General features: G+C 58.6%; 11 protein-coding genes. 6 read left to right on the forward strand and 5 right to left on the reverse strand.

Annotated features, from left to right (window positions below):
- Positions 1 to 137 precede the first annotated feature (137 nt).
- Positions 138 to 1532 carry a dihydrolipoyl dehydrogenase gene (lpdA, locus tag ACR0FG_RS00810; RefSeq protein ID WP_480889128.1) on the forward strand — a complete coding sequence of 465 codons (1395 nt, stop codon included), beginning with the start codon at positions 138 to 140 and terminating at the stop codon, positions 1530 to 1532.
- 132 nt (positions 1533 to 1664) lie between these two features.
- Here the strand turns inward: lpdA and ACR0FG_RS00815 are convergent, their stop codons facing one another.
- Entirely contained in the window at positions 1665 to 3050 is a 1386-nt protein-coding gene (locus tag ACR0FG_RS00815) for a dipeptidase (protein ID WP_480889129.1), read from the reverse strand.
- A gap of 331 nt (positions 3051 to 3381) precedes the next feature.
- Between ACR0FG_RS00815 and hemA the strand changes: the two genes are divergently transcribed.
- The 3 genes from hemA to ispG all read left to right on the forward strand — a co-directional run bounded on the left by hemA (position 3382) and on the right by ispG (position 7144).
- Positions 3382 to 4605, forward strand: a complete 1224-nt coding sequence (gene hemA / locus ACR0FG_RS00820) for a 5-aminolevulinate synthase (RefSeq protein WP_480889130.1) — start codon at positions 3382 to 3384, stop codon at positions 4603 to 4605.
- 129 nt (positions 4606 to 4734) lie between these two features.
- On the forward strand, positions 4735 to 5952 hold the full coding sequence (locus tag ACR0FG_RS00825; RefSeq protein ID WP_480889131.1) for a helix-turn-helix domain-containing protein: 1218 nt from the start codon (positions 4735 to 4737) through the stop codon (positions 5950 to 5952).
- Between the two features lie 70 nt (positions 5953 to 6022).
- Positions 6023 to 7144, forward strand: coding sequence for a flavodoxin-dependent (E)-4-hydroxy-3-methylbut-2-enyl-diphosphate synthase (gene ispG, locus ACR0FG_RS00830; RefSeq protein WP_480889132.1), 1122 nt, complete (start codon positions 6023 to 6025; stop codon positions 7142 to 7144).
- 16 nt (positions 7145 to 7160) lie between these two features.
- Here ispG and ACR0FG_RS00835 read toward each other — a convergent pair whose 3' ends face one another.
- The 4 genes from ACR0FG_RS00835 to ACR0FG_RS00850 form a co-directional block, all read right to left on the reverse strand.
- Positions 7161 to 7736, reverse strand: coding sequence for a Rieske (2Fe-2S) protein (locus tag ACR0FG_RS00835; protein WP_480889133.1), 576 nt, complete (start codon positions 7734 to 7736; stop codon positions 7161 to 7163).
- Between the two features lie 290 nt (positions 7737 to 8026).
- A complete protein-coding gene (locus tag ACR0FG_RS00840) occupies positions 8027 to 8587 on the reverse strand; it encodes a CHAP domain-containing protein (RefSeq protein WP_480889135.1) in 561 nt (186 codons plus the stop codon).
- 282 nt (positions 8588 to 8869) lie between these two features.
- The gene (locus ACR0FG_RS00845) at positions 8870 to 9628 is read right to left on the reverse strand and encodes a DsbA family protein (protein ID WP_480889137.1); all 759 of its coding nucleotides are present in this window, start codon (positions 9626 to 9628) and stop codon (positions 8870 to 8872) included.
- Complete coding sequence (locus ACR0FG_RS00850; RefSeq protein ID WP_480889138.1) at positions 9625 to 11007, reverse strand: M48 family metalloprotease; 1383 nt, start codon at positions 11005 to 11007, stop codon at positions 9625 to 9627. The genes ACR0FG_RS00845 and ACR0FG_RS00850 overlap by 4 nt, the downstream gene beginning before the upstream one ends.
- On the opposite strand from ACR0FG_RS00850, the gene ACR0FG_RS00855 reads away from it, so the two are divergent.
- Complete coding sequence (locus tag ACR0FG_RS00855) at positions 11006 to 12169, forward strand: pyridoxal phosphate-dependent aminotransferase (RefSeq protein WP_480889140.1); 1164 nt, start codon at positions 11006 to 11008, stop codon at positions 12167 to 12169. The two genes, ACR0FG_RS00850 and ACR0FG_RS00855, sit on opposite strands and share 2 nt — an antisense overlap.
- Positions 12170 to 12234: 65 nt before the next feature.
- Entirely contained in the window at positions 12235 to 13455 is a 1221-nt protein-coding gene (locus tag ACR0FG_RS00860; protein WP_480889142.1) for an N-acetylmuramoyl-L-alanine amidase, read from the forward strand.
- The last annotated feature ends 10 nt before the right edge of the window (positions 13456 to 13465 follow it).

Consider the following 13465-nt stretch of genomic DNA (forward strand, 5'->3'; position numbering starts at 1 on the left):
TGGGTATAGGCTAAATCCGGCGCCAAGGCGCCATTCTTACCCTGCGTCACATATGTCGCGGATACCAATATTGATGCGTTGGAAGAAATAGTTTAACGGTAAACTAGTTTTCAACCGACCTGCGCCGAGAGGTACATATGGCTGCACAATCCTTTGATCTGATCGTAATCGGGGCGGGCCCCGGAGGCTATGTCGCCGCCATTCGTGCCGCACAGCTGGGCCTGAAAACTGCTGTTGTCGAGCGTGAGCATCTGGGCGGCATCTGCCTGAACTGGGGCTGCATTCCTACCAAGGCGTTGCTACGTTCCTCCGAGGTGTTTCATCTGATGGAACGTGCCAAGGATTTTGGCCTGAAGGCGGATAAGGTCGGCTATGATCTGGACGCGGTCGTCAAACGCTCGCGCGGGGTGGCGGCGCAATTGTCGGGCGGTATCGGCCACCTTCTGAAAAAGAACAAAGTGACCGTGTTCATGGGGGCGGCGACGATCCCCGCCAAGGGCAAGGTCAGCGTCAAGACCGACAAGGGCACCGAGGAGCTGGCGGCCAAGAACATCGTGCTGGCCACCGGAGCACGCGCCCGCGAATTGCCGGGTTTGGAGGCTGATGGAGATCTGGTCTGGACATACAAGCACGCCCTGCAACCGGCGAGAATGCCAAAGAAATTGCTGGTCATCGGTTCGGGTGCGATCGGGATCGAATTCGCAAGCTTCTACAATACGCTGGGCGCGGACACCACGGTGGTCGAAGTTATGGACCGCGTGCTGCCGGTAGAAGACGCCGAGATCAGCGCCTTCGCCAAGAAAGCCTTTACCAAGCAGGGCATGACCATCATGGAGAAGGCAATGGTCAAGCAGCTTGACCGCGCCAAGGGTAAGGTTACCGCGCATATCGAGGTCAAGGGCAAGGTTGAGAAACACGACTTTGATACCGTGATCTCGGCCGTTGGTATTGTCGGGAATGTTGAAAATCTCGGGCTTGAGGCATTGGGCGTCAAGATTGACCGCACGCACGTTGTTACGGACGAGTTCTGCCGCACCGGGGTCGAGGGCCTCTATGCCATCGGCGATATCGCGGGTGCGCCGTGGTTGGCACACAAAGCCAGCCACGAGGGTGTCATGGTCGCCGAGCTGATTGCCGGCAAACACGCGCATCCGGTGAAACCTGAGAGCATAGCGGGTTGCACCTATTGCCAGCCGCAAGTCGCATCCGTGGGCTATTCCGAGGCCAAGGCCAAAGAGCTTGGCTATGACATCAAAGTGGGTCGCTTTCCCTTTATCGGTAACGGCAAGGCCATTGCGCTGGGCGAACCCGAGGGCCTGATCAAGACGGTGTTTGATGCCAAAACCGGTGAATTGCTGGGCGCGCACATGATCGGCGCCGAAGTGACGGAACTGATTCAGGGCTATGTCGTTGGCCGTCAATTGGAGACAACGGAAGAAGACTTGATGAACACCGTGTTCCCGCATCCGACTTTGTCAGAAATGATGCACGAAAGTGTGCTGGACGCTTATGGGCGCGTGATCCACATGTAGAAGAGTGGGGGCTCTGCCCCCGCCGCGGCAAGCCGCGACTCCCCCGGGATATTTTCAGACAGATGAAGCAAGGGATCCGCTCTTCATCTGTCCTTAAATATCCCGGAGCGCGAGGCAGAGCCTCGCAAAATACTATTTGTTCAACGCATCCAGAATACGAGCCCAGGACCGGATGCCCTTGTGGAAGCTATTGACGTCATATTTCTCATTCGGAGAGTGAATCGCGTCATCTTCGTTGGCGTAGCCGACCAGCATTGAATCCAGCCCAAGCACCGTATCGAAATACCCAACCACCGGGATCGAACCACCCATTCCCGTAAACACAGCCTCGCGGTTCCATTCATCGGACAGCGCACCGCGCGCTGCCTCGAATTCCGGGCGGTCGAGGTTCATTACCGACGCGGGCGAACCTTCGAGGTCATTGTCCCAGACTATTTTGGCGTCTGGCGACAGGCGATCTTCGACATGTTTGCGGATCTTGTCGCGCAGGGCATCAGGGTCCATGTCGCCGACCAGACGGCAGGTGATTTTGCAATGCGCCTGAGACGGGATGACGGTTTTTGATCCTGCTCCGTTATAGCCGCCCCAAAGGCCGTTCACTTCCAAAGTTGGCCGCGCCCATTGCTGTTCTAGGGTGGAATAGCCTTTTTCGCCATGCGGCTGGGTATAGCCGACCGAGTTCAGGTAATCGGCCTCGTCAAAGCCGCAGTTTTGCCATTGGCGTAGCTGTTCGGCCGGCACGTCATGGACGCCTTCGTAGAATCCTTCAACAGCGACACGACCCGTTTCATTGTCATAGAATGAGGAGACGATTCTGGACAGTTCGCGCAGCGGGTTCAGGCCCGGGCCGCCATAGTGCCCCGAATGCAGGTCGATGCGCGGGCCGATAATGGTAAACTCATCCTTGAGCATCCCCCGCAGCTGAGCGGCAATCGACGGCACGCCGCGTGCGACCATCGATGTATCGCAGACCAGCGCCAGATCGGCCTGCAACTCTTCTTTGTTGGCCTCAAGGAAAGGCACCAGCGACGGCGAGCCGGATTCTTCTTCGCCTTCGAAGAAAAAGGTGATGCGGCAGGGCAGGGTGCCATGGACTGCTTTCCACGCGCGGCAGGCTTCGACAAAGGTCATCAACTGTCCCTTGTCGTCAGACGCGCCGCGGCCACGGATGACCTGACCGTGTTCGGATTCCTCCAGTGCCGGGTCAAACGGGGCGCGATTCCAAAGCTCAAGCGGGTCGACCGGTTGCACGTCATAGTGACCATAAAACAGAACATGCGGGCCAACACCGTCTTCGCCGACATGACCAACCACCATCGGATGACCGGGGGTTTCGCGTTTCTCGGCGTCGATGCCGATGCTCTGAAGGTCTGCGACCAGCCAGTCGGCGGCCTGATCGACCTGCTCTTTGAAGGCCGGATCGGTCGATATGGACGGGATGCGCAGAAATTCCATCAACCGGTCGATCGAGGTGGTCAGATCCGCGTCGATCCGGCTTAGAACAGCGTCTAACGACATGGGGCTTCTCCTGAATGCTTTGAACTGCTGCGGACCCTAGCAGCGCTGTCTGCGCCGTCCAGTGCGTATTGCCGGGAATCAGGCTATACTGTTGGAAACGCCGCATGTAACAGGTAGCGCCCTGCGTCGTTTCCTCGCGTCTGATGGCCGTAACTTTACTTGTTCGGGGGCAAGATCGGGGATAATTGATGCAGATCAATGATGCGACTCTGCGTAAACCGCAATCTGCGGTACATCAATGAGACGCAAAACTGCATAGGCAGCCTGTTCTGTTCTTTGCGGCGAAGACAAGGGTTCGACGGTAAGGTGTCGGGCGCATAAGGAGAAACCGGTGGACTATACTGCTCAGCTCGATTCAGCGATTGCCAGGCTGCATGACGAAGGACGTTACCGGACTTTCATCGATATCGAACGCCGCAATGGTCATTTCCCGCACGCGGTGCGAACCTGCCCGGACGGGTCGCAGCAGAACATCACTGTCTGGTGCGGCAATGATTATCTGGGTATGGGGCAACATCCGGTTGTTCTGAACGCCATGCACGAGGCGGTCGACGCCGCAGGCGCCGGTTCGGGCGGCACCCGCAACATTTCGGGCACCACGGTTTATCACAAGCGTCTTGAGGCGGAACTGGCGGATCTTCATGGGAAAGAGGCGGCGCTGCTGTTCACCAGCGCCTATATCGCCAATGATGCGACGCTTTCGACGCTGCCGAAACTGTTTCCCGGTCTGATCATCTATTCGGATGCGCTGAACCATGCCTCGATGATCGAAGGAGTACGTCGCAATGGCGGGGCCAAGCGCATTTTCCGTCACAACGATGTGGCTCATCTGAGGGAGCTGATGGCGGCTGATGATCCGGCCGCACCCAAGCTGATCGCGTTTGAATCCGTCTACTCGATGGATGGCGATTTTGGCCCGATTGAAGAGATTTGCGATCTCGCCGATGAATTCGGCGCGCTGACCTATATTGATGAGGTTCACGCGGTCGGCATGTACGGCCCTCGCGGCGGTGGCGTGACCGAGCGTGATCGTCTTGCCCACCGGATCGACATTATCAACGGCACGCTGGCCAAGGCCTATGGCGTCATGGGTGGCTATATCGCCGCCAGTGAGAAAATGTGTGACGCCGTGCGGTCCTATGCGCCGGGCTTCATCTTTACGACCTCACTGCCGCCGGCGGTTGCGGCCGGCGCTGCGGCGTCGGTGGCCTATCTCAAGGGCGCATCCGAATTGCGCGAGCAGCATCAGGCCCAAGCCAAGGTGCTCAAGCTGCGATTGAAAGGGATGGGCCTGCCCCTGATCGATCACGGCAGCCACATTGTGCCGGTGATTGTCGGCAACCCTGTCCATACCAAGAAGCTCAGCGACATGCTGCTGGATGACTATGGCATCTATGTCCAGCCGATCAATTTTCCGACTGTTCCACGCGGGACCGAACGCCTGCGCTTTACCCCGTCACCGGTCCATGGGCCGGGCGAGATGAACAGGCTGATCCAAGCAATGGACGAACTTTGGTCACATTGTGCGCTAAATCGCGCCGAACTTGCCGGTTAACCTCACCCTAAAGTGTGCAACGCGTTTGTCGCGTGTTAAAGTTACGCTAACAAAAGAAGTGGACGAATCGTTTGGGATTGATTCGTCGTTGGCGTGTAACACGCATGAAGGCAGAATGGGGCAGCAGGAATGATTGGGCGCAGATCACAGCGCGATTCCGAAGAGGATACTGACGTCGCCAGACCCAAGGGTTTCGACGACTACGAAGTACGGCTTGGCGATGTCATGCGCGGCGAGCGCGCTACGATGGGCAAGTCGCTTCTGGATGTTCAGCGCGAACTGCGGATCAAGGCCAACTACATCGCTGCCATCGAAAATGCCGATCCCGATGCCTTTGATACACCCGGCTTTATTGCCGGGTATGTGCGTTCTTACGCCCGTTATCTGGGCATGAACCCCGATGAGACCTTTGCCACCTTCTGCCAGGAAAGCGGTTTCGAGGTGGCGCATGGCATGTCCGCCGAGGCCTCGGTCGTACGCAAAGCCTCGGGCGGGTTGCCGGCGCGGGGGCCGATGGGGCGCGATCCGTTCATCTCACCCAACACGCCATATATTCCGGGCAAGGATTCCTTTGTCAGCCAGATCGAACCACGGGCCATCGGATCATCGCTGGTACTGCTGGCAGTGATTGGCGGCATTGGCTACGGCGGTTGGTCCGTGCTGAACCGCATTCAGCAGGTGCAGGTCAGCCCGGTCGAGCAGGCTCCGGTCGTGTTGACCGATCTTGATCCGCTGGACGCCGCGCGCACGCAAGTGGACGCGCCCGAGTTTGCAAGTGTAGAAGCGCCGAATGCCGAGGCGCTGGATCGTCTCTATCGCCCGCAGGCGCTGGATGTTCCGGTACTGGTGGCGCGTGATGCTCCGATTTCTACGCTGGATCCGCGCAATGTGGGCACGTTCCGCGCGCCGGAACCACCGCAGATCGAGGTGGCCGAGGTTCATACTGTTGAACGCCCGACCTTGCCGCAGGTGGTTGAACAAGTTGATACAACCCTTAGAATTGTCGCGGTAAATCCTGCATGGATGCGTGTCACATCTGCCGATGGCAGTGTCATTTTCGAAGGCACGCTGGGCACGGTTGAACAGGGCAGCGTTTTCGAAGTTCCCCTAACCGAAGAACCGCCACTATTGCGCGCCGGTGCTTCGGGTTCGGTGTTCTTTTCGATGAATGGTGAACATTTTGGTCCCGCGGGTGCGCCCGGTACGGTCGCCAAGGGCGTGGTTTTGTCCAAGGATGCCGTGGCCGAACGCTATGAGGTTGCCGATCTTGAGGCCGAGCAAAACAGCGCGCTGAAACAGCTGGTGGCAGAGTTGCAGACGCAGGCGACAGAAGCGCCCGCCGAATGATCTTGGCATTGCGGCCCGACGGTCAGCGAACTATCTAAGGCGCAACCTAGGCTGATCCGGACCGATCCTTATGTCCCACAACCCCGTACGTCCGTGGCGCGACATTTACCGCCGCAAATCCCGTCAGATCATGGTGGGCAAAGTCGCGGTGGGCGGGGACGCTCCGATTGCCGTGCAAACCATGACAAATACGCTGACGACGGACGTTGCAGCCACCGTGGCGCAGGTGCAGGCGGCGGCCGAAGCCGGAGCTGATATCGTCCGCGTCTCGGTCCCCGACGAGGCGTCGTCAAAGGCGCTGAAAGAGATTGTGCGCGAAAGCCCTGTTCCAATCGTGGCGGACATTCATTTTCATTACCGTCGCGGGATCGAAGCGGCTGAGGCCGGGGCTGCCTGTCTAAGGATCAACCCGGGCAATATCGGCGACGAAAAGCGCGTGAAAGAGGTTATCAAGGCCGCGCGTGATCATGAATGCTCGATCCGGATCGGGGTAAACGCAGGCAGTCTGGAAAAGCACCTGCTGGAGAAATATGGCGAGCCGTGCCCCGAAGCGATGGTTGAAAGCGGGTTGGAACATATCCGTATCCTTGAGGATAACGACTTTCACAACTTCAAAATCAGTGTGAAGGCCAGTGATGTTTTCCTGTCGGCAGCCGCTTATCAGGGCATTGCTGAGGCAACCGACGCGCCGATCCATCTTGGCATCACCGAGGCCGGCGGGCTGGTGTCGGGTACTATCAAATCCGCCATCGGCTTGGGGAACCTGCTGTGGATGGGCATCGGCGACACGATCCGCGTCAGCCTGTCCGCTGATCCGGTGGAAGAGGTCAAGGTCGGATTTGAAATCCTCAAGTCCCTGGGTCTGCGCCATCGCGGGGTCAACATCATCTCATGCCCCTCTTGCGCGCGTCAGGGCTTTGACGTGATCAAAACGGTTGAAGCACTGGAACATCGGCTGGAACACATCAAGACGCCGATGAGCCTGTCGATCATCGGCTGCGTCGTAAACGGCCCGGGTGAGGCGCTGATGACCGATGTGGGCTTTACCGGTGGCGGGGCCGGGTCCGGCATGGTCTATTTGGCGGGCAAGGCCAGCCACAAGATGTCAAACGACCAGATGATCGACCACATCGTCGAAGAGGTCGAGAAAAAGGCGGCCGAGCTGGATGCAGCGGCTGAGGCGGCGGAGTAAGGGGCCATCAGCCAGATCACCGCGTCGATGGCATACCTGAGACATCAAGATAGATCGATCTCAGATCCTCGGCGAACTGAGACGGTGCAACCCTTAGGTTCTCATTGGTCGGACCTTTTCTGGGGTGCCCCCACAAATCAAAATGTACTGTTTGGCACGGGTCGAAGAACCCGCCGTAGTCCCCCGCTTTGGTCCGAACGATGCACCCAAACCCTCCGGTGTTTATGGGGCTGATGGCTAACCATTCCAGGCGGGAAAATTTCTCGGGCCCAAGGTCGCGTTTAAGTGACCCGTCGCTGAGCGCGGCAAACCAGTCCGACTCGGGGATGGTTGGCTCGATCTGAGCCATTGCCGCCGCCATTTCCGCAATGCTGCGACGCCATAAAACAACTGGCTTGTCGTCAAACATAAGGGTCTTCGCGTCGCCGGGTTCCCAGTTTTCAACAAGGACAGAGCGAAGTCGGTTTTGATATCTGGCGTTGACGTCCGCCGTTGGTTCCATGCTCTGGAACAGAAAATACAGGACCAGCACAACACCCAATGCAATCCAACCAGCGGCCGCGTAGTAAAGAAAAACACCGTTTGTCTTCATTGAAATCTGCTCAAAATTGGTTTGATTTGCTGCTCACTGGAGAGAGAACAGATTTGAAATTTGATATCTGGCGCGTTGTTGTGGTGAAGCGCGTTTCGATTTGCATAGCAGCGTTCGAAATAATGCGAAAGGAGCCGTAGCAGTGAAATCAGTAGAACAATTCAGGCGACCAGAGTTGGTGCCCTGACGGAGTCGGGTTTCAGTATACTGCGCAAGGTTTGCCTCGACCGCGCGCACAAACTATCTGGCGGGCAGGGCTAGCCGCGACTCAGTCGTCAATCGTATCCGGATTATTCGCCGAAATTTGGATAGATGAACCCGTTCACCGGATAATGGCTGCCATATCGTCCTGGCTGGCTTTCGACCCGCACCACCGTCCAATCGTTGTTTTTGGATACGTCTCTGACGCCCATTTTCAACGTCACTTTGTTGCGGTGCCAGTTGGCGTGATTGATGATAACTTCGCGCTCGGAGACAATGTCGGATACGACCGCTACATGGCCCAAGGGCATTCCTCGGGTTGCCCGGAACGACATTACCGAGCCAACAACCGGTTCATTGCCACGCTGGAAGATATTGCGCGCCTTGCCCCACCAGTCTTTGGCATTGCCGCGAATTTCGATGCCGCTGAGGTTCCGTGCGTAAGGGACGCACCATACCCGTTGCCCTAGGGCATGTTTTCTTGAAACCTCTTGCAGCGCCATTGCCTGACGTTCCGGATTCAGATCCACCTCGTTCGGGTTCTGAGCGCAGGCAGAAAGGATCGCAACAAGCCCCATCGCAATCGCGGTGCGGGCTGTGGTGCGCAGGCGCGACCAATTCCTATTCGTATCGCCAATGCTGTTTTGCAAGAAACTTCGGTGCCGGTTTTTGAGTGGTAATGAAGTTTTAAGGCGATCTTAATATTTATGGAAAGAGGTCTGTCCGCGACCCGGCAAAATTTCGCCAGTTCCGCATACTATGTGGGCCATCGGCCACACCGAACTGCCGGTGCGGGTCTCGAGTGGTGTAGGTTTCGCTTAAGTAAGAGCGCTGAAAAAAGCTTCGGCAAAACACAGGCGGCGTTCGACTGAAGGCCGCCTGTATCTCAAATTCGATATCAGCTGAGGTCAGCTATGCCGCGCAGGCTGGGCTTATCCCCGTTCGGCCCTGACACCATTCGCGATCTGTTGCATCTGATCAGCAGGCAGGAAGCCGCGCAGCATTTCGGTGCCCAGCACAAATGAAGGCGTGCCCGAGATGTTCATCTTGCGCGCCAGCTCTCTGGTCTGGTTGATCTCGGCCGTCACCTGATCGCTGTCCATGGCGGCAACAATGGCGTCGCTGTCCAGCCCCAGCCCGTCGGAAATGCGTCTCAGGGTGACTTCGTTCGGATCGCCACCAAACTCAAGCAATGCGTCGTGCACTTGCTTATAGGCGTCATCGCCTGCAACCTGTTTGGTTGCCACCGCAAAGCGTGACGACATTACCGAGGCGTCTCCCAGAATAGGCAGTTCCTTGATCACCAGACGGATGTTGCCGTCGGAGGCCAGCAGGCTTGCCACTTCGGGCACCGCGCGGCGGCAATAGCCGCAGCGGTAGTCCATGAACTCGACCAGGGTGATGTCACCATCGGGATTGCCACCCACCCAGCTATAGCCGTCATTCACCAGCTCATCCATATTGGAGAGGACCAGCTGTTTATCGGCTTCGGCCTCGGCTGCGGCATTGCGCGCTTCCAGAATGTTGATCGCCTCGATGATCACTTCGGGATTTTCCAGCAGGTACTCGCGCACCTGCGCGCCGAATTCGGCCCTTTCGTCATCCGTCATTGCGTTCAGGTCCAGCGCTTGTGAAGGCCCTGCAATCAAGGAAAGCCCCAGAAGGGCGGGTGCTGCATGTCTGAGGATCATTTCCTTCTCCTTTTCTTTTTCTTTGCGCGTTCCGATGCAATCAACACATCCTGTGCCCTTTGCCAACCCGGAGAACCCTCGGGCAACTGCCCGACCGCGCGTTTTGCATGGATGCCCGCATCGGCCAAACGGCCCTGCGCGGCATATCGTTCGGCGGTCACGGCCGAGGCCATGCCATTGTTGCCAAGCTGGGCGTAGGCCACGCCCAGATCCTGCATCAGTCTGAGGTTGCGGTAGTCTCTGGCGCGGGCTTTCTCAAGTGCATCCAGCGCCTTTTGGGTCTGCCCATCCGCCAGAAGGGCGCGACCGTACCCGGCCAAGATCAACGAGTCCTGCGGTGCCATTTCAACTGCTGACCCGTAGGCCGCGATAGCGTCCTTGGTTTTGCGGTGCTCGAGCAGGATCTGCCCTTTCAGTTCATAGTAAAACGGGTCGTCCGGGCGCATCTTCAGCGCGGCATTGATGGCGGCGCTGGCTTGTCCCAGATCGCGGTTCTGATGATGCGCCGATGCCTCGCGCATCATGCGGATGTCTTGGTGGTCCTCTTCTGCCGCGCGACGCAGGGTCCAGCCGGGTGCGCGCAAAAAGGCCGAGAGCTTGCCTTTGACCCGCGCGAACCAGTAATCGGCGTTTGGATTGCGCTTGGCCTGATCTCCGAACTCGTCCAGAAAAGCTTCGGCTGCGCGCAGGCGTTCGCGACTGGTGGGGTGCGAGCGCATGTACGGGTCCTGATTGACCTCGCTCAGCAGTTCCTGGCCTGCGAATTTGCGGTGCAGTTTCACCATGCCGCTGGGTGAAATATCGGCCCATCGCAAATAGCTGGCAGCGCTGCGGTCTGCTGCGGCTTCTTCGGCGCGGGTATGGCCCAGAAAGCTGCGCAGAGCCGAGGATTGGGTGCCGGCGGCGATACCTGCCGCGGCTTCGCCTCCGCCTGCCAGTGCAGCAAGAAGGGCCAGCGCGGTGCCAAAGCCTGCATTGCGCTGCGCGGCCCGCAGGTTCTCGGCCCGGCGCGCCAGATGGCCATTGGCGATATGGGCGGCCTCGTGGGCAATCACGGCCTGCAACATCTCAGGGCTTTCGACCGACAGGATCAGCCCATAGTTCAGGTAGATCGCGTTATAGTCGATGACGAAGGCGTTGAACGTGCTGTCATTGACCACATAAATCCGCACCCGGTTGGTGTTCAGCCCCGCAGCGCGCAGGACCGGAAAGGCCAGCTCGCGCAGCCCGTGTTCAATATCGGGGTCTCGGATCAGGCTTTGGGCGTTGGCCTGAAACGCGCTTGTGAACCATGTCACCGCCATCAGCAACAGGGCTGGGATTGACGCCAGCCTGGATACGCGTTCAAAAGCCATGGCTGCAACATGGGAGATGGGCATGAGAAACTCAACCCGGTCCGGGGTCGATCCCTTCATCGTGATGGACGTGATGGAGGCCGCGCGCCGTGCCGAAGAAGCTGGACGCCACATCATCCATATGGAGGTGGGGCAACCCGGCACCGGCGCGCCAAAGGGCGCGGTTGAGGCGTTGGACAAAGAGATGACCCAAGGCCCGCTGGGTTACACTGTCGCCTTGGGCCTGCCTGCGCTGCGACAGCGGATCGCCCGGATGTATGGCGACTGGTACAACGTCGATCTGAACCCCGAGCGTGTGGTGATTACTCCCGGATCATCGGGCGGGTTCCTGCTGGCCTTCACCGCTTTGTTCGATAGTGGCGACCGAGTGGGCATCGGCGCGCCGGGGTATCCATCTTACCGGCAAATCCTCAAGGCGCTGGGATTGGTGCCGGTTGATTTGCCGACCGCGCCCGAGAACCGTTTGCAACCGGTGCCGCAGGATTTCGCGGGGATGGACCTGCAAGGCCTGATGGTCGCGTCGCCCGCGAACCCCACCGGCACAATGCTGGATCATGCCGCGATGGGTGCGCTGATTGAGGCCGCGCAGGGGCAGGGGGCATCTTTTATCAGTGATGAGATTTATCACGGGCTGGAATACGAGGCCAAAGCCATCACCGCGCTGGAGCTGACGGATGAGTGCTATGTGATCAACTCATTCTCCAAGTATTTCTCGATGACGGGATGGCGCGTTGGCTGGATGGTTGTCCCCGAAGATCAGGTGCGCGTGGTTGAACGCATCGCGCAGAATATGTTCATCTGCGCGCCTCATGCCAGTCAGGTCGCCGCACTTGCCGCGATGGAGTGTGACGTGGAATTGCAGGCCAATCTGGACGTCTATCGCGCCAACCGCGCATTGATGCTGGAAGGTCTGCCAAAGGCTGGGTTCACCAATATCGCGCCGCCGGATGGGGCATTTTATGTCTATGCTGATGTTTCGGATCTGACCGATGACAGCCGCGCCTTTGCTGCTGAGATATTGGACAAGGCGGGAGTCGCCGTCACGCCGGGGCTGGATTTTGACCCGCTGCGAGGGCACAGCACGTTGCGTTTTTCCTATGCCCGATCGACTGCCGACATTCAGGAAGGGTTGAACCGACTGCGCCAGTTTATGGCTGACAGGGGGGCAATCAAAACCGTCGCCTAAGCCGTTCACAAATTTCGGCAGGTGCTGTAGGGTCTTGCGAAACGATCTCGGGATAACTTGAGGCCATGAGCAGGATTTTCTACGCCATCGCGCTGATCTGGGCGCTCAGTGGTGCTGCGCTTGCGCAGAACTTCAGCGCGCTTGCGCGGATTTTGCCCGAACAGTCGCGGATTACCGATCAGGGACGGGCAGGGGTTCGCGTGGAACTGGCCCTTAGTCAGGGGGTTCCTTATCGCATCTTCACCCTGCGTGATCCATACAGAATGGTGCTTGATTTTCAAGAAGTTGATTGGTCCGGGTTGGAACGGGACAGCTTTCTGCAAACCCAGCGCATCAGTGACATTCAGTACGGTGCTTACGTACCGGGCTGGTCGCGGCTGGTGTTGGAGCTTGGGGCACCGCTTGCTGTCGATACCGCAGATTTGCGCGTCGATCCCGCGACCGGAGGGGCAAAACTGACGCTGAATCTCAAAGGGACGGATTTCAACACCTTCGCCGCCAGCGCCGGAGCTCCCCGCCAGCCGGGTTGGGATTTGCCGGAACCTGCCGTCGCACTGGCCAAATCCGGGCAGGCCACAGCCCGTCCCTTGAGGGTTATGCTGGACCCCGGCCATGGCGGCATCGATCCGGGGGCCGAGGCGGGTGGAACCGACGAAAAAACCCTGATGCTGACCTTCGCGCGTGAGTTGCGCGAAGTGCTGTTGCGGTCGGGCAATTACGAGGTGGTCCTGACCCGCTCCGACGACCACTTCGTGTCGCTGGAACGCCGTATCGCGCTGGCGCACCGCGCCGGGGCGGACATATTTGTCTCGCTGCACGCGGATTCTCTGTCGGAAGGGCGCGCGCATGGTGCGGCGGTCTATACGCTGTCCGAGGATGCATCGGACGTTGCCAGCCAGAAACTGGCGGAACGGCATGACCGCGGGGACCTGATATCAGGCATCGACCTTAGCGGGTCGGATGATCAGGTCGCTGACATTCTTCTGGACATGGCGCGCCGCGAAACCCGCCCGCGCACAGAGGCATTGGCAAGGGCATTGGCCGAAGGGATGGGCCAGCAGGGCGGGCCCATGAACAACAAACCCATCCGAACCGCGTCGTTTTCGGTTCTTAAGGCGGCTGACATCCCCTCGGTTCTGATCGAATTGGGATTTATGTCCAGCCCAAGGGATCTGAAGAACATTCAAAGCCCGGAATGGCGGGCAGCGATGGCGCAAGGCATATTCAAAGGTCTGGAAAGCTGGCGTCAGGATGATCTGGTCAAACGGTCCCTGATCGGGCAGTGACCTGACGGCG

Source organism: Ruegeria sp. E1, from assembly GCF_056534225.1.

Coding starts and splice junctions, on each gene's coding strand:
- lpdA (WP_480889128.1), top strand. CDS start 138: ATGGCTGCACAATCCTTTGATCTGATCGTAATCGGGGCGGGCCCCGGA.
- ACR0FG_RS00815 (WP_480889129.1), bottom strand. CDS start 3,050: ATGTCGTTAGACGCTGTTCTAAGCCGGATCGACGCGGATCTGACCACC.
- ACR0FG_RS00825 (WP_480889131.1), top strand. CDS start 4,735: ATGATTGGGCGCAGATCACAGCGCGATTCCGAAGAGGATACTGACGTC.
- ispG (WP_480889132.1), top strand. CDS start 6,023: ATGTCCCACAACCCCGTACGTCCGTGGCGCGACATTTACCGCCGCAAA.
- ACR0FG_RS00835 (WP_480889133.1), bottom strand. CDS start 7,736: ATGAAGACAAACGGTGTTTTTCTTTACTACGCGGCCGCTGGTTGGATT.
- ACR0FG_RS00845 (WP_480889137.1), bottom strand. CDS start 9,628: ATGATCCTCAGACATGCAGCACCCGCCCTTCTGGGGCTTTCCTTGATT.
- ACR0FG_RS00855 (WP_480889140.1), top strand. CDS start 11,006: ATGAGAAACTCAACCCGGTCCGGGGTCGATCCCTTCATCGTGATGGAC.
- ACR0FG_RS00850 (WP_480889138.1), bottom strand. CDS start 11,007: ATGCCCATCTCCCATGTTGCAGCCATGGCTTTTGAACGCGTATCCAGG.
- ACR0FG_RS00860 (WP_480889142.1), top strand. CDS start 12,235: ATGAGCAGGATTTTCTACGCCATCGCGCTGATCTGGGCGCTCAGTGGT.